General features: G+C 66.8%; 27 protein-coding genes and 2 tRNA genes. 15 read left to right on the top strand and 14 right to left on the bottom strand.

Going from position 1 to position 24,865, the window contains the following annotated elements; all coding sequences use genetic code 11:
- Positions 1 to 116 precede the first annotated feature (116 nt).
- From H8F26_RS09870 to H8F26_RS09835, 8 genes are all read left to right on the top strand, one after another.
- Positions 117 to 578 (top strand): DUF2808 domain-containing protein, encoded by a 462-nt coding sequence (locus H8F26_RS09870; RefSeq protein WP_197153800.1) that lies wholly within the window; start codon positions 117 to 119, stop codon positions 576 to 578.
- Positions 579 to 652: 74 nt separating this feature from the next.
- Positions 653 to 790, top strand: coding sequence for a 50S ribosomal protein L34 (rpmH, locus tag H8F26_RS09865; RefSeq protein ID WP_006170261.1), 138 nt, complete (start codon positions 653 to 655; stop codon positions 788 to 790).
- Positions 791 to 824: 34 nt separating this feature from the next.
- On the top strand, positions 825 to 1,208 hold the full coding sequence (gene rnpA, locus H8F26_RS09860) for a ribonuclease P protein component (protein ID WP_197153799.1): 384 nt from the start codon (positions 825 to 827) through the stop codon (positions 1,206 to 1,208).
- Positions 1,205 to 1,723: a PH domain-containing protein gene (locus tag H8F26_RS09855; protein WP_197153798.1), complete on the top strand. Its 519-nt coding sequence runs from the start codon at positions 1,205 to 1,207 to the stop codon at positions 1,721 to 1,723. The genes rnpA and H8F26_RS09855 overlap by 4 nt, the downstream gene beginning before the upstream one ends.
- Before the next feature lie 80 nt (positions 1,724 to 1,803).
- Complete coding sequence (gene yidC, locus H8F26_RS09850; RefSeq protein ID WP_197153797.1) at positions 1,804 to 2,940, top strand: membrane protein insertase YidC; 1,137 nt, start codon at positions 1,804 to 1,806, stop codon at positions 2,938 to 2,940.
- A gap of 10 nt (positions 2,941 to 2,950) precedes the next feature.
- Entirely contained in the window at positions 2,951 to 3,469 is a 519-nt protein-coding gene (locus H8F26_RS09845; protein ID WP_197153796.1) for a DUF177 domain-containing protein, read from the top strand.
- 49 nt (positions 3,470 to 3,518) lie between these two features.
- Positions 3,519 to 5,036 (top strand): AAA family ATPase, encoded by a 1,518-nt coding sequence (locus H8F26_RS09840; protein ID WP_197153795.1) that lies wholly within the window; start codon positions 3,519 to 3,521, stop codon positions 5,034 to 5,036.
- Positions 5,037 to 5,137: 101 nt separating this feature from the next.
- Positions 5,138 to 5,317, top strand: coding sequence for a hypothetical protein (locus tag H8F26_RS09835; RefSeq protein ID WP_197153794.1), 180 nt, complete (start codon positions 5,138 to 5,140; stop codon positions 5,315 to 5,317).
- Here the strand turns inward: H8F26_RS09835 and H8F26_RS09830 are convergent.
- Together H8F26_RS09830 and H8F26_RS09825 are read right to left on the bottom strand one after the other, a co-directional pair.
- A complete protein-coding gene (locus H8F26_RS09830; RefSeq protein WP_197153793.1) occupies positions 5,305 to 6,876 on the bottom strand; it encodes an inorganic phosphate transporter in 1,572 nt (523 codons plus the stop codon). The two genes, H8F26_RS09835 and H8F26_RS09830, sit on opposite strands and share 13 nt — an antisense overlap.
- Before the next feature lie 38 nt (positions 6,877 to 6,914).
- Positions 6,915 to 7,640 (bottom strand): DUF47 domain-containing protein, encoded by a 726-nt coding sequence (locus H8F26_RS09825; protein ID WP_231597724.1) that lies wholly within the window; start codon positions 7,638 to 7,640, stop codon positions 6,915 to 6,917.
- 28 nt (positions 7,641 to 7,668) lie between these two features.
- Here H8F26_RS09825 and H8F26_RS09820 point away from each other — a divergent pair, with 28 nt between their 5' ends.
- Positions 7,669 to 8,961: an aminotransferase class V-fold PLP-dependent enzyme gene (locus H8F26_RS09820; RefSeq protein WP_197153792.1), complete on the top strand. Its 1,293-nt coding sequence runs from the start codon at positions 7,669 to 7,671 to the stop codon at positions 8,959 to 8,961.
- Positions 8,962 to 9,005: 44 nt separating this feature from the next.
- On the opposite strand, the gene aqpZ is transcribed toward H8F26_RS09820, so the two are convergent.
- The 4 genes from aqpZ to yidD form a co-directional block, all read right to left on the bottom strand.
- Complete coding sequence (gene aqpZ / locus H8F26_RS09815; protein ID WP_197153791.1) at positions 9,006 to 9,776, bottom strand: aquaporin Z; 771 nt, start codon at positions 9,774 to 9,776, stop codon at positions 9,006 to 9,008.
- 77 nt (positions 9,777 to 9,853) lie between these two features.
- Positions 9,854 to 11,368, bottom strand: coding sequence for a UDP-N-acetylmuramoyl-L-alanyl-D-glutamate--2,6-diaminopimelate ligase (locus H8F26_RS09810; protein WP_197153790.1), 1,515 nt, complete (start codon positions 11,366 to 11,368; stop codon positions 9,854 to 9,856).
- 32 nt (positions 11,369 to 11,400) lie between these two features.
- Complete coding sequence (locus H8F26_RS09805; protein ID WP_197153789.1) at positions 11,401 to 11,673, bottom strand: glutaredoxin family protein; 273 nt, start codon at positions 11,671 to 11,673, stop codon at positions 11,401 to 11,403.
- Positions 11,674 to 11,701: 28 nt separating this feature from the next.
- On the bottom strand, positions 11,702 to 11,953 hold the full coding sequence (gene yidD / locus H8F26_RS09800) for a membrane protein insertion efficiency factor YidD (protein WP_197159104.1): 252 nt from the start codon (positions 11,951 to 11,953) through the stop codon (positions 11,702 to 11,704).
- A gap of 189 nt (positions 11,954 to 12,142) precedes the next feature.
- Between yidD and rpsD the strand changes: the two genes are divergently transcribed.
- Complete coding sequence (rpsD, locus tag H8F26_RS09795) at positions 12,143 to 12,751, top strand: 30S ribosomal protein S4 (protein WP_197153788.1); 609 nt, start codon at positions 12,143 to 12,145, stop codon at positions 12,749 to 12,751.
- A gap of 224 nt (positions 12,752 to 12,975) precedes the next feature.
- Here the strand turns inward: rpsD and trpC are convergent, their stop codons facing one another.
- The 5 genes from trpC to H8F26_RS09770 form a co-directional block, all read right to left on the bottom strand.
- Positions 12,976 to 13,863, bottom strand: a complete 888-nt coding sequence (gene trpC / locus H8F26_RS09790) for an indole-3-glycerol phosphate synthase TrpC (RefSeq protein ID WP_197153787.1) — start codon at positions 13,861 to 13,863, stop codon at positions 12,976 to 12,978.
- A gap of 58 nt (positions 13,864 to 13,921) precedes the next feature.
- The gene (locus tag H8F26_RS09785) at positions 13,922 to 15,364 is read right to left on the bottom strand and encodes a dihydrolipoyl dehydrogenase (protein WP_197153786.1); all 1,443 of its coding nucleotides are present in this window, start codon (positions 15,362 to 15,364) and stop codon (positions 13,922 to 13,924) included.
- A 13-nt stretch (positions 15,365 to 15,377) separates the two neighbouring features.
- Positions 15,378 to 16,319, bottom strand: coding sequence for an RNA methyltransferase (locus tag H8F26_RS09780; protein ID WP_197153785.1), 942 nt, complete (start codon positions 16,317 to 16,319; stop codon positions 15,378 to 15,380).
- The gene (locus H8F26_RS19405; RefSeq protein ID WP_231597723.1) at positions 16,294 to 16,542 is read right to left on the bottom strand and encodes a hypothetical protein; all 249 of its coding nucleotides are present in this window, start codon (positions 16,540 to 16,542) and stop codon (positions 16,294 to 16,296) included. The genes H8F26_RS09780 and H8F26_RS19405 overlap by 26 nt, the downstream gene beginning before the upstream one ends.
- Before the next feature lie 8 nt (positions 16,543 to 16,550).
- Positions 16,551 to 16,634: transfer RNA gene (locus H8F26_RS09770), tRNA-Leu, on the bottom strand.
- Between the two features lie 226 nt (positions 16,635 to 16,860).
- On the opposite strand from H8F26_RS09770, the gene murA reads away from it, so the two are divergent.
- The 5 genes from murA to H8F26_RS09745 all read left to right on the top strand — a co-directional run bounded on the left by murA (position 16,861) and on the right by H8F26_RS09745 (position 21,479).
- The gene (gene murA, locus H8F26_RS09765; RefSeq protein WP_197153783.1) at positions 16,861 to 18,162 is read left to right on the top strand and encodes a UDP-N-acetylglucosamine 1-carboxyvinyltransferase; all 1,302 of its coding nucleotides are present in this window, start codon (positions 16,861 to 16,863) and stop codon (positions 18,160 to 18,162) included.
- A gap of 43 nt (positions 18,163 to 18,205) precedes the next feature.
- Positions 18,206 to 18,287: transfer RNA gene (locus tag H8F26_RS09760), tRNA-Leu, on the top strand.
- The gene (locus H8F26_RS09755) at positions 18,261 to 19,535 is read left to right on the top strand and encodes an aspartate aminotransferase family protein (protein ID WP_370594606.1); all 1,275 of its coding nucleotides are present in this window, start codon (positions 18,261 to 18,263) and stop codon (positions 19,533 to 19,535) included. The genes H8F26_RS09760 and H8F26_RS09755 overlap by 27 nt, the downstream gene beginning before the upstream one ends.
- Positions 19,536 to 19,539: 4 nt before the next feature.
- Positions 19,540 to 20,802, top strand: a complete 1,263-nt coding sequence (locus tag H8F26_RS09750) for a folylpolyglutamate synthase/dihydrofolate synthase family protein (protein WP_197153782.1) — start codon at positions 19,540 to 19,542, stop codon at positions 20,800 to 20,802.
- Positions 20,803 to 20,846: 44 nt separating this feature from the next.
- Positions 20,847 to 21,479, top strand: coding sequence for a pentapeptide repeat-containing protein (locus H8F26_RS09745; RefSeq protein ID WP_370594702.1), 633 nt, complete (start codon positions 20,847 to 20,849; stop codon positions 21,477 to 21,479).
- Between the two features lie 34 nt (positions 21,480 to 21,513).
- Here H8F26_RS09745 and H8F26_RS09740 read toward each other — a convergent pair whose 3' ends face one another.
- The 3 genes from H8F26_RS09740 to H8F26_RS09730 are packed head-to-tail and all read right to left on the bottom strand — an operon-like array spanning position 21,514 to position 24,862.
- Positions 21,514 to 23,058, bottom strand: coding sequence for an FAD-binding oxidoreductase (locus H8F26_RS09740; RefSeq protein WP_197153780.1), 1,545 nt, complete (start codon positions 23,056 to 23,058; stop codon positions 21,514 to 21,516).
- A gap of 17 nt (positions 23,059 to 23,075) precedes the next feature.
- Positions 23,076 to 24,422, bottom strand: coding sequence for an amidohydrolase family protein (locus H8F26_RS09735; protein WP_231605122.1), 1,347 nt, complete (start codon positions 24,420 to 24,422; stop codon positions 23,076 to 23,078).
- Positions 24,419 to 24,862 carry a DUF4359 domain-containing protein gene (locus H8F26_RS09730; RefSeq protein WP_231597710.1) on the bottom strand — a complete coding sequence of 148 codons (444 nt, stop codon included), beginning with the start codon at positions 24,860 to 24,862 and terminating at the stop codon, positions 24,419 to 24,421. Before H8F26_RS09730 ends, H8F26_RS09735 begins: the two co-directional genes overlap by 4 nt.
- Positions 24,863 to 24,865: the final 3 nt, after the last annotated feature.

Here is a 24,865-nt window from a genome sequence, read left to right as displayed (position 1 = left end):
TCAGGGATCGACCTGCCTTGGCCCACCTGGCACTGGGAGGCCTGGCCCTGGGTGGACTTCTGACCACCGTTCTCACCCCGCAGCCTCCTGCCCTGGCCCAGGGAACCCCAAGCCTGATGGAGTTCCGCTGGGAGAACAACCGCGATTATCGCAAGCTCTATTACTTCATCACCGAAACAAGCCGTCTCAAACGCTCGGAGTATTACCTGCTGTTGCGGCCCAAAGACCGCAAAACAGCAATCCTGAAGCTGAGCATCTCAGTTCCCGATCACTTCGACGTCAAGATCGATCCCAAGCGCGTCAAACTCTGCGAGATGAAAGAGGGTGGCATGCTGTCGCGAACCCGCTGCGAGAAGGAGATTCCTGCCACGATTGAAATCTCTGAGAACGGCAAGGCGATTGAGATCTTCCCGGATACCCCAGTCTCTGATCAGGGCACGATCGGGGTATACATGAACATCTTCAATCCCTACAACATCGGCATGTACCAGTTCAACGCTCTCGCCCAGGCGCCTGGGGACGTGCCGATCTCTGGCTACCTCGGCAGCTGGCTGATCCAGATCGACCCCACCAACTGAGGCTGGAGTCGGAGCCTTGGGGCCGTTTGATAAGTTGGCGGATCGACGTGATCCAGAGGAGCTGATCGGCTGCCATGACCAAGCGCACTCTCGAAGGCACCAGCCGTAAGCGCAAGCGGGTCTCAGGCTTCCGGGTACGGATGCGCAGCCACACCGGCCGCCGTGTGATCCGCACCCGCCGCCGCCGCGGCCGCGCCCGCCTGGCGGTCTGAACCCCGGCCTTCGCCGGCTGGATCAACCGCTCTGATGGCCCTGCCCTACCAGCATCGTCTCAAAGGGCACCGCGCCTTCGATCTCCTGTACCAGAAGGGCCGAAAATTTCATGGCCCTTTTTTGCTGCTCCGCCTGATCGAAGCCAGGCCGGAACTGCTGCCTCCTCCCCAGCGCCTGGCACCTCCATCTGCCTGGCGCTGTGGTGTTGTCGTGAGCAGCAAGGTGAGCAAACGGGCCGTGCGGCGCAATCGGATCCGGCGTCTGCTGCATCGCCAACTGCTGGAAGCTCTCGCCCCAGCGTCGCAGCGCAGCCTCTGGTTACTGCTCAGCGTCAAGCCGGGCAGTGCTGAGCGGCCGGGGGAGCTCCTGCTGGGAGAATGCCGTGAGCTGTTGCTGAAGGCAGGCCTCACCGCATGACGGCAGACGACAAGACTTCCGCCTCCCCGGCCTCCGCTCAGGTGGCCTCTGCACCAGCCGCTGCAGCGGCCAAGCCCGCCACGCCTGGCACCACGATCGAGGAATCCGTTTTTTATGAAGGCGGGCCCGCCCGGGGCGACCTGGTCGTGAACCTCCTGTTCGGCCTCACCCTGATCGGCCTGCCGTTCGCCGTTGGAGCCGTTGTGCGCGCCCTCTGGCTGCGTTACCGCATCACCAGCCGCAGGATCTCCGTGAGCGGAGGCTGGCTGGGGCGCGATCGCACCCAGGTGGTCTACAGCCAGATCCGTGAGGTTCGCTGCGTTGCCCGTGGCCTCGGCTTCTGGGGCGACATGGTGCTGGTGCTCACCGATGGCTCCAAGCTCGAAATGCGCTCGGTGCCGCGCTACCGCGAGGTGGAGGCCTACATCGAGGAGCGGCGCCAGGCCAAGGGAGGCGGCAGCAGGAAACCGGCCACCAGCCAGGGCTTCGGCGGCGGTGATGCCCTGAGCGCCTAGTCACGTCCCACCCCGGCCATCCGGTCCAGCTTTCGGGCACACTGAGCCCTCTGTCCCGTCACCCCCCAGCCACCCCCGCCGTGATCGGCTACATCTCCGACAACCTGCTCCTCCCGATCCTCGATTTCTTCTACGGATTGGTGCCGAGCTATGGCCTGGCCATCATTGCCCTCACGGTGGTCATCCGCCTGGCCCTCTTCCCCCTCAGTGCAGGCTCGATCCGCAATGCCCGGCGCATGCGCATCGCCCAGCCGGTGATGCAGAAGCGGCAGGCCGAGATCAAGAGCCGCCACGCCAGCAACCCCCAGAAGCAGCAGGAGGAGCTGGGCAAGCTGATGAAGGAGTTCGGCAGCCCCCTGGCGGGTTGTCTGCCCCTGCTGGTGCAGATGCCGATCCTGTTCGCTCTGTTCGCCACCCTGCGGGGCTCACCGTTTGCAGACGTTCCCTACACGATCAACCTCAAAGTTCTTCCGGCCGACCAGATCGCGGCGGTGGAACCCAAGCCGTTCAACAGTGCCAGCCATTCGATCTTCGTCACCTCCACCAGCCATGTGCCGGTGATCGCCAGCCTCGAGGGTGGCAATCGCCTCGGGGTGGGCGACACCGCAATGGTTCAGCTCCATACCAAGACCGGTGAGAGCTTCGCCTCGGTGCTTTCAGGCGTGGAGAACGGTGAGGCCTTCTCCCCCAGCTGGAGCGTGACCAAGGGTGAGGGGGTTGTGCAGGTGGGTCCGGACGGCACCATCAAGGCCCTCAGCGAAGGCGATGCGGTGGTCGAGGCCAAGATCCCGGGCCTGGCGGCCCGCAGCGGCTTCCTGTTCATCAAGGCGCTTGGCCAGGTGGGCTTCTACACCGATGGCAGCGTCAACTGGGATATCGCCATTCTGGTGGGGGCCTTCGGCGCTTCCCTGTTCATCTCCCAGATCCTCTCGGGCATGGGGATGCCCCCCAACCCACAGCAGGCCACGGCCAACAAGATCACTCCGGTGATGATCACGGCGATGTTCCTGTTCTTCCCGCTGCCGGCTGGGGTGCTGCTCTACATGGTGGTGGCGAACGTGTTCCAGGCCCTGCAGACCTACCTGCTCACCCGTGAGGCCCTTCCTGACAACCTGCAGGCGATCCTTGATCAGCAGCTCAGCCAGCAGACCGTGACTGCCACGGCCACGGCCGGAGGTGCTGGCCGGCTTCCCTTCGAGCCCAAGGGCAAGAAGTGAGGCCAGGCTGATGCGAGCCGCTGCCCAGATCAGTTCCGGTGACCCGCTGCAGCCCGTAGCAGTTGCCGACCTGAAGTTGCTCGAGTCCGGCCGCAGCTGGCGGGTTGATCAACACATCGCCGATCTGGACAGCCTCACCCCCGTTCGCGGCGTCGTCTCGGCTGTCCATCGCGGCAACGTGCTGCAGGTCGAGGGGGAGGTGGAGACGATCGTGACCCTCTGCTGCGACCGCTGCCTGCAGCACTTCAACCATCCGCTGCAGGCATCCACCCAGGAATTGCTCTGGCTGGGCGAGACCTCTCCCGAGGACAGCGAGGTTCTGGAACTCGATCCCGACGATCTGGGTGAACAGCTCGATCCTCGCGGCAGCTTTGATCCGGAGCGATGGGTCTTCGAGCAGTTGCACCTGCGCCTGCCCTTGGTCAATCACTGCGGCACCGCCTGTCCGGGCCCCCCGCATTTGGGAGATGGTGATCGCACCGTCGATCCCCGCTGGGCAGCCCTGCAGGGGATTCAGCCTCCTGAATGAGGACCCGCCTCGCACCCTTCTGCCTGGATTCGACACCATCTCCGGCCCCATGCCCCCCACCCTGGTCGACCAGCTGGATCTACTGATCCGGGCCCGCACTCCCATCCTCTGGATCCGCAGCCTTGAGGAGGAGCGGGTCGTGGCCTTGCTGGGGCAGGTGGCCGATCTCCTGGGCGGGCGCACCCTGCTGGAGTGGGATTTCATCGGCGGCCTCAGCGGGGCTCCCAACCGCCTCGGTGAAGCAGCTCGCAATCCGATGGCGGCGCTCGATGCCCTCTCCGGCCTTGCACCGGAACAGGGGGCCATCCTGTTGCTCAAGGACTTTCACCGCTACGCCGAGGACGCGGGCATCTGCCGGCGGCTACGCAACCTGGCCAGCCAGCTGCGCCAGGTTCCCCAGACCCTGGTGATCAGCGCCCCGGACTGGACCTTGCCTCGGGAGCTGGAGGACAGCATCACGGTGCTGGATCTGCCCCTGCCCGATGCCGCCGAGATTTCGCGATTGCTCGGCTCGATCGCCCGAGCCAGCGGCGCGCCCCTGGCATCTGAGGTGCTCGAGCAACTCACCGCCGCCTGCCATGGCCTCAGTGAACAGCGGGTGCGGCAGCTGGCCGCCCGTGCCCTGGCCCGCCGCGGCCAGCTCGGCCTGGACGACCTGAACGAGGTGCTGGAGGAGAAGCGGCAGGCGATCGCCCGCAGCGCCCTGCTGGAGTACTGCCCCACCGAGGCCACCCCGGCCGATATCGGCGGACTGGATGCCCTCAAACGCTGGCTGGAGCAACGCCGCAGCGCCTTCAGCGAGGAGGCGCAGCGCTATGGGCTGCCCCTGCCGCGTGGGGTGTTGCTGGTGGGTCCGCAGGGCACGGGCAAATCCCTCACCGCCAAGGCGATCGCCCACGGCTGGAGCATGCCGCTGCTGCGCCTCGATGTGGGACGGCTGTTCGCCGGACTGGTGGGTGCCAGCGAGGCACGCACCCGCGAGATGATTCAGCGGGCCGAGGCGATGGCTCCCTGCGTGCTCTGGATCGATGAGATCGACAAGGGCTTCGGCGGCGACGGCCGCAGCGACGGTGGTACCAGCCAGAGGGTTCTGGCCAGCCTACTGACCTGGATGGCCGAAAAGACCAGTGCGGTGTTCGTCGTGGCCACCGCCAACGCGGTGGAACGGTTGCCGGGCGAACTGCTGCGCAAGGGCCGCTTCGATGAGATCTTCCTGCTGGATCTGCCCAGCCGCAGTGAACGGCGGGCGATCCTCGATCTGCAGCTGCGCCGCCGTCGGCCGGATCACGCCATTGCCATGGAGGTGGTGGTGGATCGCACGGCTGGCTTTTCCGGTGCCGAGCTCGAGCAGACGGTGATCGAGGCGATGCATCTGGCCTTCGGTGAACAGCGGGATTTCGGTGAATCCGACCTGATCGCCGCCGCCTCCCAGGTGGTGCCGCTGTCACGAACCGCCCGGGAGCAACTGGAGCAGCTGAAGCAGTGGGCCAGCGCTGGGCGGGCCAGGCCTGCCTCGCTGGGGGCAGAGGCTGGCAGCCCCTTCGCAACAAAACCGCAACAGGAATGATTGCGGGGGGTAACAAACCCCGACACCCGGTAACAAGCGCAGCCTGGAGCCCGGGTTGCCCTGGTTGGGGCCCCTACGGTCTGCCCAACCACAGGTTCGCCGTGATTCCCAGCCCCACCCCCCGCCCCCGCAGCGAAGTCGTCACTCAGCTGGCCGTGGCCTGCCTCGGCGCCGGTGTGGTGACCAGTGTGGCGGTGGCCCAGGGCCAGAATCCGCTCACGGCGCTGGGGATCACCCTGTTCTCGGCCGTGGCCGCCGTGATGCTGGGTCAGGTGCTCTGACCAGTCCCGCCGGTCGGACCGGTGTCGTTGGTTTGGACCCCAGGGCTGTCACGGGTCGTTGACGCACGCTGCAGAAAGGCACGTTCCACGTAGCCCAGCTGCCTCTCCAGCGTCACGGTCTGAGCCTGAGGGGTCCCATGCGCATCACCGATGGCAGGCTTCCAGGCCGAGCTTTCGTTGGCCAAAGCAGCCCGAAGTTGCCAACGGTGGCGGAAGCTGCGGCCTGCCAGCCGCCGCACAGCCTTGATCTGCTCGTCACTGAGCCGCTGGTGATCCAGGTGTCGAATCGCGGCACTGTCGATGTGGATGGGCGTGAGTTCGGCGCTGGCCAGAACGGCTGCCTCATCAGTAGGCGGCAAGACGGTTTGCTGCCGCAGAGCACGGCGGAAGGTCACGGCTCCGACGACAGGCTTGCTCTGAAGCCGCAAATTCGCGGTGGGAACCCCACGGGCCGCCAGATGCTCGATCACGGGGGCGCTCAACTGATAGCGAACCTCCTGGTAGACCTGCTGGCTGAAGACGTTCTGCACCACAAACAGCAGGATGAAGCCAACCAGGGCAGCGATCAGGGGCGTGGTGATCCAACCCGAGGCGATGCGCAGCAACACCATCCATCGAATCTGACGCACGCCCCTCAACCCCTGCAGCAGACCGATGCCGATCACGGCCCCCACCACCGCCTGGGAGCTGGACACCGGGATCAGAGGGATTGGAGGCAGGCCGAGGCTCACCACGAAGTGCGACAGCGGGGCTGACGAGAACACGAACAGAACCAGGGAGTTAGCGACCACCACCACCAGGGCCCCCAGCGGTGACAGGGTCATGAGGCTGCCGCCAACGGTGGTCATCACCCGGCGGGAATAGGTATAAACCCCAACAGCAATGGCGATCGCACCCAGGAAAAACAATTGCTGCGTTCCTGAGACCTGGTAGCCCCCAGCCAGGCTGAGACTGCTGAAGGGAGAGGCATCGAGAAAGACCCCCATCACATTGCCGATGTTGTTGGCCCCGAGGCTGTAGGAGCCAAACATTCCGGCCAGAATCAATCCGGTGCGCACATCCGCATCCAGCCGCAGCAGGTGTGGCCGCCGAAACCGGATGAATCGCACCGTGAAGGAATAGAGGGCGGCAGAGAAGATGCCGGCAAGAACTGGGCAGAACACCCAGGTTCCAAAGATTCGGGCCAGTTGATCAGTGTCGGTGATCGATCCGCTGAAGACGTTCCAACCGATGATCGCCCCCACCACCGCCTGGGTCGTGGAGACCGGCAGCCCCAGTTGCGTCATCCAGAAAACCGTGATCGCTGCCGCCAGAGCCGTGGTGAAGGAGCCCGGCAGAGCATTCACCGCTCCCAGCTCGCCAAGTCCCTGACTGGCGGCAGCGCCGGCGGTGACGGCGCCAATGATCACGAAGACGCTGCAGAGAAAAGCGGCCGTGGAAAAACGCACCATGCGACTGCCCACCGCCGAACCGAAGACATTGGAGGCATCGTTGGCACCCAGGGACCAGCCGAGAAACAGGCCGCTGGAGAGAAAAACCAGGCTGGAAATCAGATCCATGACGCACCGATGATGAGACTCTGCCAGCAAGACATTCCTTAGAGGGCCCGCTTGATCGCATAAATCGATAGTTCATCACTGACATCCTCTGCCAGGTCGGCAATGCCATCAATGGCATCGACCGCATCGCGTACATGCAGCTTCTGGACCAGGGAAAGGCTGGAGGAGAAAATCATTCGCTTCAGCCTGATTGCCGAACGGTCGGCTTCAGATTCGTAAACACGAATCTCGTAGATGTGGTCGCGAACTGCCGATGGATTTCGGAAGAATGCGCGTGCCGCCATGATGGCGGCCTGAACACTCTTGGTGACTACAGCCAGAAGATTCTTGAGCTCTTGAAGGAATTCCACTGCCCCCTTGTCGACCGTTGGATACTCAATCATGAACTCCTGGTAGCAATCCACGATCACGTCCAGCAGGCCGTAGAGATCGCTCAACAGGCTCAAGACATCCCCTCTGAAATCGGGGATCAACATTTCGCTGTAGAGCGTGCCCACAACGGATCGGCGGATCTCGTTGCAGCGGGCCTTCAGGTCATTCATCTGCTGAAGCTTTTCATCGCAGGCGTCGTTGACGCCCCGCTCCACCAGCAATAGCAAACCCGACTCGAAGTAAATCACACCTTCGGATAATTTATCGAGAAATTCATCAATCTTTCCCTCGAGGAATCTGGTCTTGCCGAACAGCTGCGGTGTTTCCTTCGACATGACGGCCCGAGGGTCTGGCGTACTGAAACAAGCGAGAGGTCTGGCCAGCAGCCCCATCTGCCACCAAGTTAGGCAGAGGCCTCTCATGGCCAAGCAGGCTCCACATACCGACACCCCCGTTGCCGTGATCGATCCCATGCCGTTGCGAGCGCAGATGCCTGCCCTCGCCAACAAGACCTACTTCAATTACGGCGGCCAGGGCCCCCTGCCCTCCGCTTCCCTGGAGGCGATCACGGCCGCATGGACCACCATTCAGGAGCTGGGGCCGTTCAGCGGGGCTGTGTGGCCCTACCTGGAGCAGGTCACGACCTCACTCCGGCAGCGGCTGGCCTCCTGGTTCGGGGTGTCGTCCCAGCGGGTGGCCCTCACCGAAAACGTGACCAGCGGCTGCGTGCTGCCGTTGTGGGGGTTGCCCTGGGAGCCGGGTGATGAGCTGCTGATCGGCGATTGTGAACATCCCGGTGTGGTGGCCGCCTGCCGGGAGCTGGCCCGGCGCCAGGGGTTGAGCCTGGCCACCCTGCCTGTGCAATGGCTGCGGAGAACCGCCTGTTCCGGTGATGCCGCCGCTCTGGAGCAGGCGGTGCTGGAGCAGCTGCAGCGCTGCCTGCGACCCCGGACCCGCCTGGTGGTGCTCTCGCACCTGCTCTGGAATACGGGCCAGGTGATGCCGATCGCGGCAGTGGCGGAGCGCCTCGCCGCGCACCCCCGCCGGCCCTGGCTGCTGGTGGATGGGGCCCAGTCGCTGGGAAGTCTGCCCCTGGCGGATGCTGGTGCCGCCAATGGGGCCGCCGCCGCCGATATCTACGGCTGTACCGGCCATAAGTGGTGCTGCGGCCCGGAAGGCCTGGGAGCGGTGGTGCTCTCCGAGCGACTGCTGGCAGAGGCTCACCCCACCTTGATCGGCTGGCGCAGCCTCCGCAACGAAGGCGAGGCCGGCAGCGACTTTCACCGCGACGGCCGCCGCTTCGAAGTGGCAACCTCCTGCACACCACTCATGGCCGGGCTGACGTGCTCCCTGCGGCTGCTGGAGGCCCAGGGCAGTGCGGAGCAGCGGCTGGCCCGAATCCAGCACCTGAACCGGCAGCTCTGGCATGGGTTGGGAACGTTGCCCGGAATTCAGCCCCTGCTCACGGCTCCGCCGCCGGCCGGGCTGGTGAGCTTTCAGCTGGATGCGGCCCAGGCCGGGGCCAGCGGCGGTGATGCCGCCCGTGCCACTGCGTTGGTCAAGGCCCTTGGCCAGAGGGGCGTGTGGATCCGCAGCCTTGATGATCCGATCTGCCTGCGGGCCTGCACCCACATCACCACCACCGAGGCGGAGGTGGAGCTGTTGCTCCATTGCCTCGCGGAGATTTTGGCCGGGGAGGCCAGCGTGAGCTGACCTCCAAACCCTGAAGGTGAGGTCGCGATGGCGCGACGCGACCCTCAGATGGGCTCCGACGGAATCGTTCCGTCGACGGCGGTCTCGTGGGTGAGCAGGTTGCTGTAGACCCAGCCGGCCAGCAGGGCACCGGCGATCGGGGCCACCCAGAACAGCCACAGCTGACCCAGGGCCTCGCCGCCCACCCAGAGAGCCACACCGGTGCTGCGCGCCGGATTGACCGAGGTGTTGGTGACGGGGATGCTGATCAGGTGGATCAGGGTGAGCGACAGACCGATCGGCAGACCCGCGAAGCCCACGGGGGCGAGCTTGTCGGTGGTGCCGAGGATCACCAGCAGGAAGATGAAGGTGAGCACCACCTCGATCACCAGGGCGGCAACAAAGCCATAGCCACCAGGAGAGTGCGCCCCGAAGCCATTGGTAGCGAGGGGATTGCTGCCGGCCAGCTCAAAGCCGGCACGGCCCGAAGCCACCAGCAGAATCAGGCCGCCGGCGATCACCGCACCGATCACCTGGGCGGCGATGTAGGGCAGCAGCAGAGAGCCGCGGAAGCGACCGCCGGCCCAGAGGCCGAAGCTCACGGCTGGGTTGATGTGGCAGCCGGAGATGTGTCCGATGGCATAGGCCATCGTCAGCAGCGTCAGTCCGAAGGCCAGGGAAACGCCGAGGAATCCCAGCCCCAGGGGATTGGCGGCAGCGTTGTCGTAGGGGAAATTGGCCGCGAGCACCGCACTGCCACAACCGCCGAGCACGAGCCAGAAGGTGCCGATCAGTTCCGCCAGAAACTTCTTCGACACGGGAATGTCTTGGGCCATCAGTGAAGGTATCGCGTTCGCAAGATAGGGAGCGACAGCAGCATTGACCTGCGGACTGTCACAAAGATCAGGTGATCTCAGGACGCCACGGCCCGCAGCGCCTTCTCGGCTTCTTCACGGTCATCGAAGTGGATCTTGGTGGTGCCGAGAATCTGGTAATCCTCGTGGCCCTTGCCCGCGATCAGCACCAGGTCCTGCGGGCCGGCCAGGGCAATGGCGCCAGCGATGGCCCGGGCCCGATCCACCTCCACGTCCATGGACGTGCTGACCGGGATGCCGGCCAGCACGTCCTCAAGGATCGCCTGGGGATTCTCGGTGCGGGGGTTGTCGGAGGTCACCACCACCTGATCGGCCAGGCGAGCCGCGATCGCGCCCATCAGGGGCCGCTTGGTGCGGTCGCGGTCGCCGCCGCAGCCGAACACGCAGATCAGACGGCCGCGACAGAAGGGCCGGCAGGCCAGCAGGGCGCTCTCCAGACCATCGGGGGTGTGGGCGTAGTCCACCAGCACCGCCGGAGCCGGTGGCCCACCGGCCAGGCTCACCCGCTCCATCCGGCCGGGCACTCCGCGGAAGCTTGCCAGCCCCTCCAGCAGCTGCGGCACTGGAATGTTCTGCTGCACCAACACCCCGACCGCCTGCAGCAGATTCATCAGATTGAAGCGGCCCACCAATGGCGAGCGGAAGGCTCCTGATCCCCTGGGCGTCACCAGGGTGCCGCGCACACCGGTGGCGTCCATCACCAGATCGGTGATCGTGAGTTCCATGGTGGGATCCTCGAGGGAGCTGCGCCAGCAGAGATCCCCCCGCTGCTGACGCAGGTACTGAGCGAGGCGGTGTCCCCAGGGATCATCCACGTTCACCACGGCGCCGCCGGCCAGCAGCGGCTCTTCGAACAGCCGACACTTGGCCGCGAAGTAGGCCTCCATCGAGGCGTGGTAGTCGAGGTGGTCCTGGGTGAGGTTGGTGAACACCGCCCCGGCGAAGCGGCAGCCGCTGACCCGCTCCTGATCGAGGGCATGGGAACTCACTTCCATGGCGCCGATCCGGGCACCGGCCTCCACGGCCTGGGCCAGCTGGGCCTGGAGCACATCGGCGAACGCCGTGGTGTGCTGCGCCGTCACGCTGTGACCGGGCCAGCGGTTCGCGAGGGTGCCGAACAGGGCCGCCGGCTGACCGGCCTCGCTGGCCAGATGCTCGATCAGATGGGTGGTGGTGGTTTTGCCATTGGTGCCGGTGACCCCGATCAGGGCCAGGCGCTGGCTGGGTTGCTGCCAGAAATCGGCAGCCAGCCGACCGGCCCAGTGGGCGACGGGATCACTCACCACCACCACCGGGTCGTCTTCGCCTGGTGGCCTGGCGGCTGCGGCTTCCGGGCCGATCACGGCGGCCACTGCACCGGCGGCCAGGGCCTCGGGCCAGAAGGTTCCGCCATCCACCTGGGCACCGGGCAGTCCCACGAAAAGAGTGCCCGGCTCGACCCGGCGGGAATCGCAATGGATGCCCAGCACCTCGGCGTTGGCACAGGCCGGCGGCACCGCCAGGCCGGCACGAAGCAGCAGCGGGTGGAGCAGCGGATCAGGCAGCGGATGCATCGGCAGCGCCGGAGCTGGAGACGGAAGCCTTTCTAGACGCCTGGACCGGGAAATCCGTTCTCCTGCAACCAAGTCCGGAGACGGGGGCCGGCCAGGCGCGGCGAGACCCGCGGCAACTCGCGCCGCGTGCCGTCCTGCTCGATCGCCAGCACCGGCACCGTCAGGTCGTAGCGGGCCTTGAGGGCGGGATCGCCATCCACATCCAGGCACTGCAGTGGCAGGGCTGGCTGCAGGGCCCGCAACCGCTCTTCCAGGCCTTGGCACAGGCAGCAGTCCTGGCGGGTGTAGAGGATCAGCTCAGCCATGGCTTATGCGGGGGCAGTCGGGAGCGCTTCAGTCGGGAACGGGATCGCAGCCGCAGGGGGTGAAGGGATGGCAACGCAGCAGCCGTCCCGCGGTGAGCCAGCTGCCACGCCAGGGTCCATGACGGCGGATCGCCTCAAGGCCATAGGCGCTGCAGCTGGGGATGAAGCGGCAACGGGGTCCGAGCAGCGGCGAGATCCAACGGCGGTAGATGCTGATCAGTCCGAGCAGCAGCAGGGCCAGCCAGCGCGTGGCCCACCCGCCCTGGAGGGTGTCAGCCATCGGATCGCCGGCTTCGGCCAGGGTCTCCAAGCCTGGACTGGGAGCCAGGCCGAGGGCTTCGGGGCCAACCGATAGGATCGATCGTTGGCGCTCCAAGACAAGGGCCTGCAGGACAGCGTCCAGCTTGCTCCATGACGCGGTCGCCGCTCCCCCTGTCCTGGGGGATTTCCGTCCCACGATCCAACCTTCATGTCTCGCTACCGCGGCCCTCGTCTGAGGATCACGCGGCGCTTGGGAGACCTCCCCGGTCTCACCCGTAAGGCCGCCAAGCGGTCTTATCCCCCCGGTCAGCACGGCCAAGCCCGTCGCAAGCGCTCCGAATACGCCATCCGCCTGGAAGAGAAGCAGAAGCTTCGCTTCAACTACGGCATCTCCGAGCGCCAGCTCGTGCGCTACGTCAAGAAGGCGCGCGCCCAGGAGGGTTCCACAGGAACCAACCTGCTGAAGCTGCTCGAGAACCGCCTTGACAATCTTTGTTTCCGCGTGGGCTTTGGTCCCACGGTGCCTGGTGCCCGCCAGCTGGTGAACCATGGCCACGTGACCGTGAACGGCCGCGTCGTGGATATCCCCAGCTACCAGTGCCGGGCCGGTGATGTGATCGCCATCCGTGAACGCAAGCAGAGCAAGCTCCTGGCTGAAGCCAACCTTGCCTTCCCGGGTCTGTCCAACATTCCCCCCCATCTTGAGTTCGACAAAGCCAAACTCACCGTCAAGGTGGGTGGCAAGATCGAGCGCGAATGGGTGGCTCTGGAGATCAACGAACTCCTGGTGGTTGAGTTCTACTCCCGCAAAGTCTGAGGTCGCCATCCGGCTGCCTTCAGCAGCTCGATATGGCGTCAGGCCCTCGCCTTACGGCGAGGGCTTTTTTGTGGGGGCTTTGTTGAGGTCAGTCTTTTTGAGAAGTTTTTTCGTGGCAGCTCTTCGCCCGTAGCCCTCCTATTCGACCCGTCACCCCTTGTTCGAGCAGGGTGCTCACTGCTGAGCCGTGCCCCGCCTCAGGCTTTCGTCCAGTTAGCGGTCGTCTATGCCCCTTCGATCAGCGTCTCCAGAGCAGCGGTCACATCGGGCTGCCGCATCAGCGCTTCGCCCACCAGCACCGCATCGGCGCCGGCGCTCTGCACCCGGTCGAGGTCGTCGCGGTTGAACAGGCCCGATTCGCTCACCAGCAGGGCCCCCTTGGCGCGCACCTGGGCTCCGTAGCGCTGCATCAGCTGCTCGGTGGTGGCCAGATCGGTGTGGAAGGTGCTCAGATCACGGTTGTTGATGCCGATCAGCGTCACCCCGTCGAGGGCCAGCACCCGCTCCATCTCGGTGGCATCGTGCACTTCCACCAGCACCGCCAACCCCAGACTGCGGGCCACCTTGAGCAGGTAGCCCAGGTCTTGATCGGTGAGGATGGCGGCGATCAGCAGGGCCGCGTCGGCGCCGGCCGCACGGGCCTGGTACAGCTGATAGGGGCTGAGGATGAAGTCTTTGCAGAGCAGCGGCAGGGCCACCACCTGGCGCACCTGCACCAGCACCTCGAAGCCGCCCTGGAAAAAGGTCTTGTCGGTGAGCACCGACAGGCAGCTGGCGCCACCGGCCGCGTAGCCGGCGGCAATGGCTTCGGGGTCGAAGTCTTCGCGGATCACACCCTTGCTGGGGCTGGCCTTCTTCACCTCGGCGATCACGGCGGGCTTACGGCAACTGGCCCGCAGGGCCGCCACGAAGTCCCGCGGGGCCGGCAGGTCGACCACCTGGGCCTTGAGCTGCTCCAGGCTCACCCGCTCCCGCGCGACCGCCACCTCCCGGTCTTTTTCCCAGACGATCTTCTCGAGGATGTGGCGGGGTTCAGCCTCCGGATGGGGAATGCCGTAGGTGAGGTGGGCCACCTTCACGGGGGGATTGGGCGGGCGGCGGCGGATCTCCATGCGGCTTCAGAGCGGGGAAAGGAAAAGGAGAAGGAAGGCGGTCCGGCGGGCTGAACCCTCAGCCCACGGCCATGGCGGCCTGCTTGTAGGCCACTTCCACCACCTCGCTGAGGGTGGGATGGGTGTGCACTTCGCTGGCCAGCTGCTGGACGTTCTGGCGGCGGGCCACGGCGTTGGCGATCTCCTGGATCAGATCAGCGGCGTGCAGGCCGTAGATGTGGGCGCCGAGCACTTCGCCACTGCTCTTGTTGAACAGCAGCTTCATCAGACCATCGCTCTCCAGCTCAGCCAGGGCCTTGGAGTTGGCCTTGAAATAGCTGCGCACCATGCCCAGCTCGAAGCCGTCACGGGCCGCCAGCGCCCTGGCGTCGGCTTCGCTCAGACCCACCGAACTGATCTCGGGGTGGGTGAAGGTGGCCGCCGGAATGGAGCGGTAATCAATCTCCCGGCCATGGCCCAGGATGTTGTCGATGGCCACGGTGCCCTGGGCGGCGGCGGTGTGGGCGAGCATCATCTTGCCGGTCACATCGCCCACGGCCCAGAGGTGGGGAACCGGTTCTCCATGCACGAGCACGCGCATCCGGTCATCCACCGGGATGAAGCCGCGGTTGGTCTCCACCCCCACGGAGGCCAGGTTGAGGTCCTTGCTGCTGGGAACCCGGCCGGTGGCCACCAGGACCGCATCGACCTCCAGGGTTTCGACCAACTCGCGGCTCTTCATGTCGGCCAGTTCAATCATGACCGGGCAGCCCGGTGTCACCTTGCGCGCCAGCAGGCCCGATCGAGCATCGATGTCGCGGCCGTCGATCAGCTTACGGGCCGCGATCTTGGCGATGTCGGGATCGAAGGTGGGCATCACCCGATCCAGGGCTTCAATCATCGTGACTTCACAGCCCAGGGCTGTGTAGACATCGGCAAACTCCAGTCCGATGTAGCCACTGCCGATGATCGCCAGCCAGCGGGGCAGCCACTCCAGGCTCACCGCTTCGTCGCTGGTGAACACGGTGCGGCCGTCGGTCTCGATGCCAGGTGGCACGAAGGGTTCCGAACCGGTGGCGAGGATCACCTCGCGGGCGGTGTAGGGGCGCTCGAGGCCACTGCCGCTCTCCCGCACCACCACGCGCTGCACCCCATCCAGGCGGCCCTTGCCCCGCAGGATGGTGGCGCCGGCCCGCTCCAGGGACTTGGTGAGATTGCCGCGGATCGTGGCCACCAGCTGGTTGGCGTGGTCGGCGATTTTCTGGCGTTCGAAGCGCACCGGCGCCGCATGGATGCCGAAGCCGGCCAGATGCTCGGCATCGGCCAGCTCGCGCACCCTGCCGCTGGCGGCCAGCAGAGCTTTGGAGGGCACACAGCCGCGATTCACGCAGGTGCCACCCATGTCGCGGGATTCGACGATGGCGACGCTCAGACCATGCTCTGCGGCATGTTTGGCCGCATCGAAACCGCCGTAGCCGGCGCCGATCACGATCACGTCGTAGTCGAAGGTCGCGTCGCTCACCGGGGCCGCTGCATCACTGATGCGGCATTCTCTCCTGTGGCTGGCTCCCGCGTTGCAGGATCCCCTGCCGCCAGCGTTCGAGCAGCAGCGGCGCTGCCGCCACCGCCACGTTCAGGGATTCCACCGCTGGGCTGTGGGGAATCGTGACCCGATGGCTGGCGAGAGTCAGGAGGTCGCTGCTGAGGCCTCCGCCTTCGTTGCCCAGCAGCAGGATCGTGGGCCGGCGCCAGTCGAGCTGCCAGTAAGCGATCGGGGCCTCCTCCGCCTCCAGCGCCGATGGCGCCATGGAGGCCACCACCTGATAACCAGCCTCCCGGGCCTGGCGCAACCGCAGCCGCAGCTCATCCTCCTCGAGGCGCTCCAGCGGCAGCTCCAGGGCGGATCCGGCGGAGGCTCGCAGCACCTTGGGCTGGAATGGATCGGCACCGCCGGCAAGCCAGAGCCGCTCCACCCCCGCCGCCAGAGCCGTGCGCATCAGGGTTCCCAGATTGCCGGGGTCCTGCAGCCGGTCAAGGACCAGCAGGAATGCGGGCAGCGTGCCATTGACGCAGAGGGGCAGCGGCAGGGTGAGCACCACCCCATCGGGGTGCTCGGTGGTGGCGGCAGCGGCCAGCACTTCGTCGCTCACCCGGTGCAGGCGCGTGCTGGCAGGCAGGGCCGCAACCAGCTCGGGGTGGCTCCCTTCCCAACGGGTCGTGAGCAGCAGATCACAGGGCCGCAGCCTCAGCCGCAGGACTTCCTGCAGCAGGTGCGTGCCCTCAAGCAGCATCAGGCCTGCATCACGGCGGCCTCGAGGATGGTGCAGCTGGCGCAGGTTCCGCACCAAGGGGTTTCGGCGGCTGCGGATCAGACCCTCGTCGCGGCTCAGGCTTTCCTCGCTGCTCAGCCCTTCCTCGTCGGGCTGCTGTCCAGGGCGATCCACGCCCGAATCAGAAGCTCTGGTGGCGCCGGACATGCATGTGATCGCGAACGAGGACGGACCCATCACCGATGTCAAGACCATTGACCACAGCGACTTCACCTTGGAGGCCTTCGGCCTCGAGGTTCTCGATCAACTTCTTGATGACGATGTCTTCAACCGTGGACTGATCAAAGGAATCAGGTGTAAGTCTCTCAAGAAACTTACCGACTTTGGAAGCAACGACCTCGGAGGCGTTGGTGATCTTGAGGACGATCATGAGAAAAGTGCGGATGGGGAGACTTGAACTCCCACGACATTGCTGCCACTAGTACCTGAAACTAGCGCGTCTACCAATTCCGCCACATCCGCTGGCGCGCCGCTCGTTGCGACTGGAAGACCATACGGCATGGTCCGCCCTCCCTCCAATACCGCCTCCGGGAATGCTCGCCATCGGCGTGGGCTGACTGGGCTGACGACGGCAGCGGATCGTGGCTAGGCAAGGGACTCGGGACGAGACAGTTCAAGGGGCGGCCGTCTAGACGGTCACACCGATCATTGTCAAGATGCCGCAACCGAAGACGGGACAGCCGCAGCCATGACCTACACCATTGTCCCGCCCCAGAAAATTCTCAATCCCCAGCTGGAAATTGCCGGCGGTCATGCCCTTTCCGGCGAAATCCGCGTCAGCGGTGCCAAGAATTCCGCCCTCGTGCTGATGGCGGCCTGCCTGCTGACCCGTGATCCGATCAGGCTGCGCAATATCCCTCCCCTCACCGACATCACGGCCATGGGAGAGATCCTGGCGGCTCTTGGAGTGCAGGTGATCCGTCAGGGAGAGGCGATTGAGCTGAACGGTGATCACATCAACCAGTCCACCGCTCCCTATGAGCTGGTCAACAGCCTGCGGGCCAGCTTCTTCTGCATTGGCCCCCTGCTGGCCCGCACCGGCATGGCGAAGATGCCCCTGCCCGGTGGCTGCCAGATCGGATCGCGGCCGGTGGTGGAGCACGTCAAGGGGCTCAAGGCCCTGGGTGCCCAGGTCACGATTGACCATGGCGTCGTCACGGCGGTCGTGCCCGGTCAGGGACACCGTCTGCGGGGCGGTCGCATCCATCTCGATTGCCCGAGCGTCGGGGCCACCGAGACCCTGATGATGGCGGCCGCCCTGGCCGAGGGCGAGACCAGGATCGACAACGCCGCCCAGGAACCCGAAGTGGTGGATCTGGCGGGCCTGCTGATCGCCATGGGAGCCCGGGTGCGTGGCGCCGGCACCCAGACGATCACGATCGTGGGTGTCGACCGCCTGCACGGCACCGACTACGCCGTGATCCCCGATCGGATCGAAGCCGGCACCTACCTGCTGGCGGCGGCGATCACCCGCTCCCATCTGCGGGTCGCCCCCGTGATCCCCGAGCACCTCGGCGCCGTGATCACCAAGCTCGAGGAAGCCGGCTGTCGCATTGAGAACGACGGCATCGGCCTCACCCTGCGGGCGGACAACGTTCGGGCGGTTGATCTGCGCACCCAGCCTTTCCCCGGCTTCCCCACCGACCTGCAGGCTCCGTTCATGAGCCTGCTCGCCACGGCGGAGGGCACCAGCGTGATCACCGAAAACATCTTCGAGAATCGGCTGCAGCACGTGGCTGAGCTGCAGCGCATGGGTGCTTCGATCCGCATGAAGGGCAATACCGCCTTCGTGGAGGGCGTCTCCCGGCTGAGCGGTGCACCGGTGCAGGGCACGGATCTGCGGGCCTCGGCGGCGATGGTGCTGGCCGGTCTGGCCGCCGAGGGCATCACCACCGTGCAGGGCCTCGAGTACCTCGATCGCGGCTACGCCGACCTTGAGGGCAAGCTCAATGGTGCCGGCGCGGCGATTCGGCGCACCAGCGCCGGCTGATGACGCCAGCCCAGGAAGGGGCCCCACGTAGGATCTGAGGCATGGGAGCGTGCCGGAATTGGTAGACGGACTCGACTCAAAATCGAGCGCCTTCGGGCATGTGGGTTCAAGTCCCACCGCTCCCATCTCGCCCCAGCGTTCCACCATCCGCTTCAGCCATCGTGTCCATCCCTCCGGCGCCCCTTTCCCCGGTGATGGACACCTATGCCCGCTTCCCCCTGGAGCTGGTCAAGGGCAAGGGGGTGCATGTCTGGGACAGCCAGGGCGACCGCTATCTCGACTGTGTCGCCGGCATCGCCGTCTGCACCCTTGGCCATAGCGACCGGGTGTTGAAGCGGGCCCTCTGCCGCCAGCTGGGCAAGCTGCAGCATGTCTCCAACCTCTACCGGATCCCGGAGCAGGAACAGCTGGCGGCCGCCATCACCGCCCGCAGCTGCACCGATCGGGTCTTCTTCTGCAATTCCGGCGCCGAGGCCAACGAGGCCGCCATCAAGCTGGCCCGCAAGCATGGTCATGGGACGCGGGGCATCACCCAGCCCCTGATCCTCACGGCCCAGGCCAGCTTTCACGGCCGCACCCTGGCAGCCGTCACCGCCACCGGTCAGCCCAAGTATCACCAGGGGTTCGAGCCCATGGTGCAGGGCTTCCGCTACTTCCCCTACAACGACATCGCCGCGTTCGAGGCCCTGCTGGCCGACTGCGAGGCCGAGGGGCCGACGGTGGCGGCCGTGCTGATTGAGCCGATCCAGGGTGAGGGCGGTGTCATCCCCGGTGATCCAGTTTTTTTTGCTCGGTTGCGCCAGCTCTGCGACGAGAAGCAGATCCTGCTGATCTTTGACGAAGTGCAGATCGGCGTGGGCCGCAGCGGTCGGATGTGGGGCTATGAAACCCTCGGTGTCGAACCCGACGCCATCACCCTGGCCAAGGGGCTGGGGGGTGGCGTGCCGATCGGCGCCCTGGCGGTGAAGGCGGCCGTTGACCACTTCCGTCCCGGCGAGCACGCCAGCACTTTTGGCGGCAACCCACTGGCCTGCCGGGCCGGCCTCACGGTGCTGCGCGAGATCGATCGGCGTTCGCTCCTGCCCCATGTGGAGCAGATGGGGCAGGTGCTGCGGCAGCTGCTCGAGGAGCTGGTTCGCCGCCATCCCCACCTGCTGGAGGGATGCCGAGGCTGGGGCCTGCTCCAGGGACTGGTGCTGCGTCCGGAGGCCCCCACCGCTCCCGAGATCGTCAAGGCGGCCATGGCCCAGGGGCTGCTGCTGGTGCCCGCCGGCCCCCAGGTGGTGCGCTTCGTGCCGCCGCTGGTGATCCAGGCGCGTCACCTGCACAAGGCGGTGAAGCGCCTGGAGAAGGCCCTGCTCAGCCTGGCCTGACGGGGTGGCCCTCGATGCCTTCGCCGACCTGATCGAGCCCTTCCAGCGGCGCGGTGTCGACCTCGGTCTGGAGCGATTGACGTGCGCCCTGGCGGACCTCGGCCATCCGGAAGGCCGCTTCCGCACCGTGCAGGTGGCTGGAACCAACGGCAAGGGATCGATCGCCACCCTGGTCCACGCGGCCCTGTTGCAGGCCGGGATTCGCTGCGGGCTCTACACCTCTCCCCACCTGGTGAGCTGGTGCGAGCGGATCCGGCTCGGCGCAGCGCCGATTCCCGCCCCGGAGCTGCGCCGCCAGCTTGAGGCGCTGCAGAGGGTGGGGCAGCGGCACCGGCTCACCCCGTTCGAACTGGTCACCGCCGCCGCCTTCTGTGCCTTTGCCGAGGCAGACCTGGAGCTGGTGGTGCTGGAAGTGGGGCTGGGGGGGCGACTTGATGCCACCACGGTGCATCCCCGGCGCGAGGTGATCGGCTTTGCCGCGATCGGCATGGATCACGCCGAATTTCTCGGATCGGATCCCGGCCAGATTGCCGCGGAGAAGGCCGGCGTGTTGCGGCCGGGTTCTGTGGCGATCAGCGGCCCCCAGAGCCCAGCCGTGGCGGCGGTGTTGCAGGAGCGGGCCGAGACGGTCGGGGCGGAGTTGCGCTGGATCGAGCCAGCCGTGGCGGCAGATCGGGGTGACGATTGGCTCCACAGCGATGGACTCACCTACCGCTGCGGCCTGAGTGGAGCGGTGCAGCGGCACAACAGCGCCGTGGCCCTGGGGATGCTGCGGGCGCTGATCGAAGGCGGCTGGCCGATCAGCGAGGAGGCGATCGCGGCGGGATTCGCGGCGGCCCGCTGGCCCGGCCGGCTGCAACCCGTGCACTGGCAGGGCCGCTCCCTGCTGCTGGATGGGGCCCACAATCTGCCGGCCGCCGAAGCCCTGCGCGCTGAGCTCGACCAGCGGGCTGCCCAGGGAACGATCGCGGCGGCAGGGGAACGGATCTGGTTGCTCGGCATCCTGGCCAACAAGCAGGGGCCGGCGATGCTGCGGGCTCTGCTGGCCCCGGGCGATCGGGCCTGGATCGTGCCGGTCAGCGGCCATTCCTGCTGGAGCCAGGACCAGCTGGCAGAGGCCTGCCCGGAGCTGGCCAGCCAGCTGCAGGCGGCGGCGGATTGGGCCTCGGCCCTGAACACCCTGCCGCCTGCTGGAACGACCCCGCTGATCGTGGCGGGTTCCCTGTATCTGATCGGCAGCCTTCTCGCCGTCGCTGCGACAGAGTGAAGCCAGACGCCGCCAGCACCGTGATGCCTGTCGTTCAGCTTCCGGTGCTCCGCCAGCCCGCGGCCACGACGCCCCGGAGGTCGCGGGGGGCATCAACGGGCTGTCGCAGCGGGCTGAAGCAACTGGATCTCGTCAGCGGACTCAGGGGACTGTTGGGTGGGCTGTTGGCCTGCACCCTGCTGCTCCTGCTGCTGCCGGCCGGTTTGCCGCCAGCTGCCGCCCTCGACACCGCCGCGGGGGTTGGATTGCAGGAGCGGGCCCTGTTCCAGGAGAGGGTCGACTACACCCTGACCAACCAGAGCGGCCAGGACTTCAGCGGCCAGGACCTGGCCAGCTCCTCCTTTGCTGGAGTGGTGGGGCGTCAGGCCAATTTCCACGGCGCCGACCTGCATGGGTCCATTCTCACCCAGGGCGCCTTTGCCGACGCTGATTTCAGCGGCGCCGACCTCAGTGATTCCCTGATGGACCGGGGCGATTTCAGCGGTGTCGATTTCCGGGGCGCGGTGCTGCGCGGCGCGATCGCCTCCGGGAGCAGTTTCGCTGGTGCCAATGTGACCGATGCCGACTTCAGCGACGCCCTGCTGGACCGCTCTGATCAGAAACAGCTCTGCCGCAGCGCCGAGGGCACCAACCCGATCACTGGGGTTGACACCCGCCTCAGCCTGGACTGCGGCTGAACCCCTAACGACTGACCGGTCAGCGCTTTCATGATCAGGCGGCGTTGGAGGCGCCCGTTGATCGGGCCGCATCCAGATACCAGCCGCGCAGCTTGCCGGGATTGAGCAGGCCGGCAGGGTCGTAGAGGGCCTTGGCCGCCACCTGATCGGTATCGACCACGCCAAGGCCGCCATCCTCGACGCTGATCACGTGCGGATTGAAGATCAGCGCTCCAAGGCTGCGGCAATGGTCCATCAGGGCTTGCAGGCGTTCGTTGTCGTGCCAGCGCAGCAGCGGCAGCCCTGCCAGCCGCGCCGCGCCGGACTGCCGCACGGCCTCCAGGTGCCAGAGCACATCGCCGCCCCAGCTGTCTCGCAAGGCCTCCAGCGCTGGCCCCTCCGGCTGGGGCAGGAGCATCTGCAGGTAGGTCCAGCCAGGGGTATGGGCCCGCCAGTGCAGGGTGGTGTGGTTCCAGGTGAGCTCCCGCAGGGGCAGTCCACGGCTCTGACCCTGGGGCGCCTGCCAGCAGACACTGCCACCTCGCTGGGCCAGCCAGTGCGGCAGCAGATCAAGGCTGTCGGGGGCGGCCAGCAGCAGCAGCCGATGCTCTCCCGCCTGCGGCGACGGACACCCCTGCGGCCAGGGGGAGCGTTCGGCGATCGGTGCCTCCAGCAGGCAGAGGGCATTGAGCAGCAGCGCCGTGGTTGGCAACTCCTGGGCCACGGCCAGGGCGTCCTGCCAGTGGGAGAACCCCACCACCAGCTCCTGCCACGCCACCGCTTCGGTGGTCGCCAGGGTCAGGGCGGTGAGGATGCCATTGGTGCCGTACGCGTGGTTGAGCGGGCGGCTGGCCTCCGCATCCAGCTGCAGCAGCCGCGGTTCCGGCTCCAGGGTCACGATCTCGAGCCCGAGCAGATGGCCTGGATCCCGCAGAAAGCCCCAGCGCAGCGATCCGATACCACCGGAGCCACCGGCGATGAAACCACCCAGGCTGGAGGTGCGGTAGGTACTGGGCGCCAGGCGCAGCGCCCGCCCATGGCCGGCCAGCTGCTGATCCAGGGGGGCCAGCAGGCAACCGGCCTCCGCCGTGATCACCCCGCTGTGGGGATCGACCCGTCGCAAGCGGTTCAGGCCGGAGAGATCGAGCACCACCCCACCAGCCAGGGGGACGCACTGGCCGTAATTCCCGGTGCCGGCACCCCGCAGCGTCAGTGGCACGGCATGGCGGGCACAGGCTGCCGCCACCACCATCACCTGATCGGTGGAGTTAGCGCTGACCGCCAGCTGGGCGCTGTGGTTCTGAAGCAGCGGCACCAGCACCGGCGAGTAGTCGTGATAGTCGTTGGAGCGCCGCCGGAGCTCACGGGCCATGGCAGCCGTCTGGTCCGCCTGCTGCGGCCCCTGATCACCGCTGGCCGATGGCAGGGGGCCCACCAGCGGCAGATCGGGGTGATGCCGCGCCAGGTCTTCGGCGAGGGCACGCACTGTGTCGACGGAACAGTGTCCCGCTGCCGCCAGCAGGGCCGCGGCGTCGTAGATGCTGTGGGCGGCTGGGCTGGGAGCCTGGGCGCTGGGTTGCGGCGAGTCTGTCGAGGGCATGCAGGGAGGTGATCAGCTCAGGGGCTGGGATGGGCGGTCATGCCCCCCACACTGGCCAGAACGGCCGCCGGCTGCTGCGACAGCGGTGGTGGCAACCAGTGACCGCCTCGCAGCACCCGTCGCTGCGGTGAGCGTGCCAGCACCTCGCTCCAGGAGCAGGCCGCCAGCACGACCAGGTCCGCCGGCCCCCCCTGGCGCAGCACCCCGTCCCAGGGGAGGCGCAGCAGCCGCGCCGCTTCGGTGCTGAAAGGAGCCAGCCCCTGGCGCAGCCAGGGGGCCTGATGGCTGGCGGCCACGCTGAAGCGCAGCACCTCGATCGGATCGAAATCGCCGCCGGGGAACCAGGGATCCTGCACGTTGTCGCCGCCGATGGCCACCAGCACCCCGGCGGCCTGCAGTTGGCGCACCGGCGCCTGGGGCCGCAGCCGCGGTGTGCAGCCCGGCCTGCGATCCAGCAACCAGTGGTTGGTGCCCGGCAAGGCCACCACGGCCACACCAGCGGCGGCGAGCTGATCGAGCAGGGGCCTCAGTTGCCGTTCCGGCAGCAGCGCCAGGCTGCTGGCGTGGCTGCAGGTGATCGGCACGGAACAGGGCTGGTGGCGCAGTGCCTGGAGCAGCATCCGCACGCCGCGGGCCTGACCCTTGTCGCTTTCGTCGATGTGCAGATCGATGCCGCAGCCGTGGCGCTCCGCCAGCCTCAGCAAAGCCTCCAGGGCCCGCTGGTCGTCGCGGCTGGGGCGATAGGGCGGGCCGAGCACACCACCGAGCAGTCCACCCGTCGCTGCGACCCTTGCCGCCAGGGCCTCGCCAGCCGGAGTGCCCCAGTGAGCCAGGGGCACCAGGGCCACCAGCTCCAGCTCCAGCCGATCGGCCCAGCGGAGGCGAAGCGCCTCCAGGGCCTGCCAGCTGGGCTCCCACCAGGCACCGAGGCTGTCGATGTGGCTGCGCATCGCCCGCAGGCCCTGCCGCCAGGCCCGCTCCAGGGCCCGTTCGCCCCGCCCGTGAATCTGCTCCTGGGTGCGTTCGTTGGCCTCGTTGCGATTGGCTGCCATGGCACCGGCGATCGTCCCGGACCGGTTGGCATGGCGCGCCCAACTGAAGGCTTTATCGAGGTGGGCGTGGGGTTCCACCAGGGGTGTGAGGGCCAGGGGCAGGGCGGCGGGATCGAGCCCGTGGTGGGGGCAGCCTGGCCAGGCCTCGATGGCCGCGATACGCCCATCGACACAACGCAGACGGACGGCCACCAGTCCATCGGCATCCGCTGCGGGCAGGCCCGTCAGGCCCGGATCGAGAAGCTGGCGCGGCAGCTGCAGGTCCAGGGCGCTAGGTGGGGCTGTCTGGTCAGGGCCGGCTTCGGGATTCAACGCCTGGCCTCCTTCTCCTGACCCTTCGGGTCTGGGCGGCGTTCTTCACCGGCCTCAAGCACCCAGAAGTGTCCAGCCATGGCCAGGGTCGAGACGGTGTAGTGGGGCAGCCGCCAGTTGGGCAGGAGCTGCTGGCCACCGATCTCGGTGCTGTAGAGACTGCCCACTCCGAAATCGATGCGGCGACTCTGGCTGCGGGCCAGCTGGCCGAGCACTCCGTGCTGGGCCCTGACCAGGCCATGGCAATCACTGATCACCAGTCGGATCATCAGCGGCAATCCCTTCTCGCTGCAGAGCTCTTCGGAAGCCATCGCCGCCAGCCGATCGCCGGCAAACCGTTCGAACTCGTCGGGGCCGGGGTTGGTGGCCGCCAGGCCAGCGACCCCCAGGAGCACCACGGGCAGGCCCACGAGCCAGGGTGTCAGCGATCGGGAGGGCAAGCG

This window comes from Synechococcus sp. CBW1006 (assembly GCF_015840525.1).
GTDB lineage: Bacteria > Cyanobacteriota > Cyanobacteriia > PCC-6307 > Cyanobiaceae > CBW1002.
This window is presented reverse-complemented; position numbering and strand designations above follow the sequence as displayed.

Coding starts and splice junctions, on each gene's coding strand:
- H8F26_RS09870 (WP_197153800.1), top strand. CDS start 117: ATGGAGTTCCGCTGGGAGAACAACCGCGATTATCGCAAGCTCTATTAC.
- rpmH (WP_006170261.1), top strand. CDS start 653: ATGACCAAGCGCACTCTCGAAGGCACCAGCCGTAAGCGCAAGCGGGTC.
- rnpA (WP_197153799.1), top strand. CDS start 825: ATGGCCCTGCCCTACCAGCATCGTCTCAAAGGGCACCGCGCCTTCGAT.
- H8F26_RS09855 (WP_197153798.1), top strand. CDS start 1,205: ATGACGGCAGACGACAAGACTTCCGCCTCCCCGGCCTCCGCTCAGGTG.
- H8F26_RS09845 (WP_197153796.1), top strand. CDS start 2,951: ATGCGAGCCGCTGCCCAGATCAGTTCCGGTGACCCGCTGCAGCCCGTA.
- H8F26_RS09840 (WP_197153795.1), top strand. CDS start 3,519: ATGCCCCCCACCCTGGTCGACCAGCTGGATCTACTGATCCGGGCCCGC.
- H8F26_RS09830 (WP_197153793.1), bottom strand. CDS start 6,876: ATGGATCTGATTTCCAGCCTGGTTTTTCTCTCCAGCGGCCTGTTTCTC.
- H8F26_RS09825 (WP_231597724.1), bottom strand. CDS start 7,640: ATGGGGCTGCTGGCCAGACCTCTCGCTTGTTTCAGTACGCCAGACCCT.
- H8F26_RS09820 (WP_197153792.1), top strand. CDS start 7,669: ATGGCCAAGCAGGCTCCACATACCGACACCCCCGTTGCCGTGATCGAT.
- aqpZ (WP_197153791.1), bottom strand. CDS start 9,776: ATGGCCCAAGACATTCCCGTGTCGAAGAAGTTTCTGGCGGAACTGATC.
- H8F26_RS09810 (WP_197153790.1), bottom strand. CDS start 11,368: ATGCATCCGCTGCCTGATCCGCTGCTCCACCCGCTGCTGCTTCGTGCC.
- H8F26_RS09805 (WP_197153789.1), bottom strand. CDS start 11,673: ATGGCTGAGCTGATCCTCTACACCCGCCAGGACTGCTGCCTGTGCCAA.
- yidD (WP_197159104.1), bottom strand. CDS start 11,953: ATGGCTGACACCCTCCAGGGCGGGTGGGCCACGCGCTGGCTGGCCCTG.
- rpsD (WP_197153788.1), top strand. CDS start 12,143: ATGTCTCGCTACCGCGGCCCTCGTCTGAGGATCACGCGGCGCTTGGGA.
- trpC (WP_197153787.1), bottom strand. CDS start 13,863: ATGGAGATCCGCCGCCGCCCGCCCAATCCCCCCGTGAAGGTGGCCCAC.
- H8F26_RS09780 (WP_197153785.1), bottom strand. CDS start 16,319: ATGTCCGGCGCCACCAGAGCTTCTGATTCGGGCGTGGATCGCCCTGGA.
- H8F26_RS19405 (WP_231597723.1), bottom strand. CDS start 16,542: ATGATCGTCCTCAAGATCACCAACGCCTCCGAGGTCGTTGCTTCCAAA.
- murA (WP_197153783.1), top strand. CDS start 16,861: ATGACCTACACCATTGTCCCGCCCCAGAAAATTCTCAATCCCCAGCTG.
- H8F26_RS09755 (WP_370594606.1), top strand. CDS start 18,261: ATGTGGGTTCAAGTCCCACCGCTCCCATCTCGCCCCAGCGTTCCACCA.
- H8F26_RS09740 (WP_197153780.1), bottom strand. CDS start 23,058: ATGCCCTCGACAGACTCGCCGCAACCCAGCGCCCAGGCTCCCAGCCCA.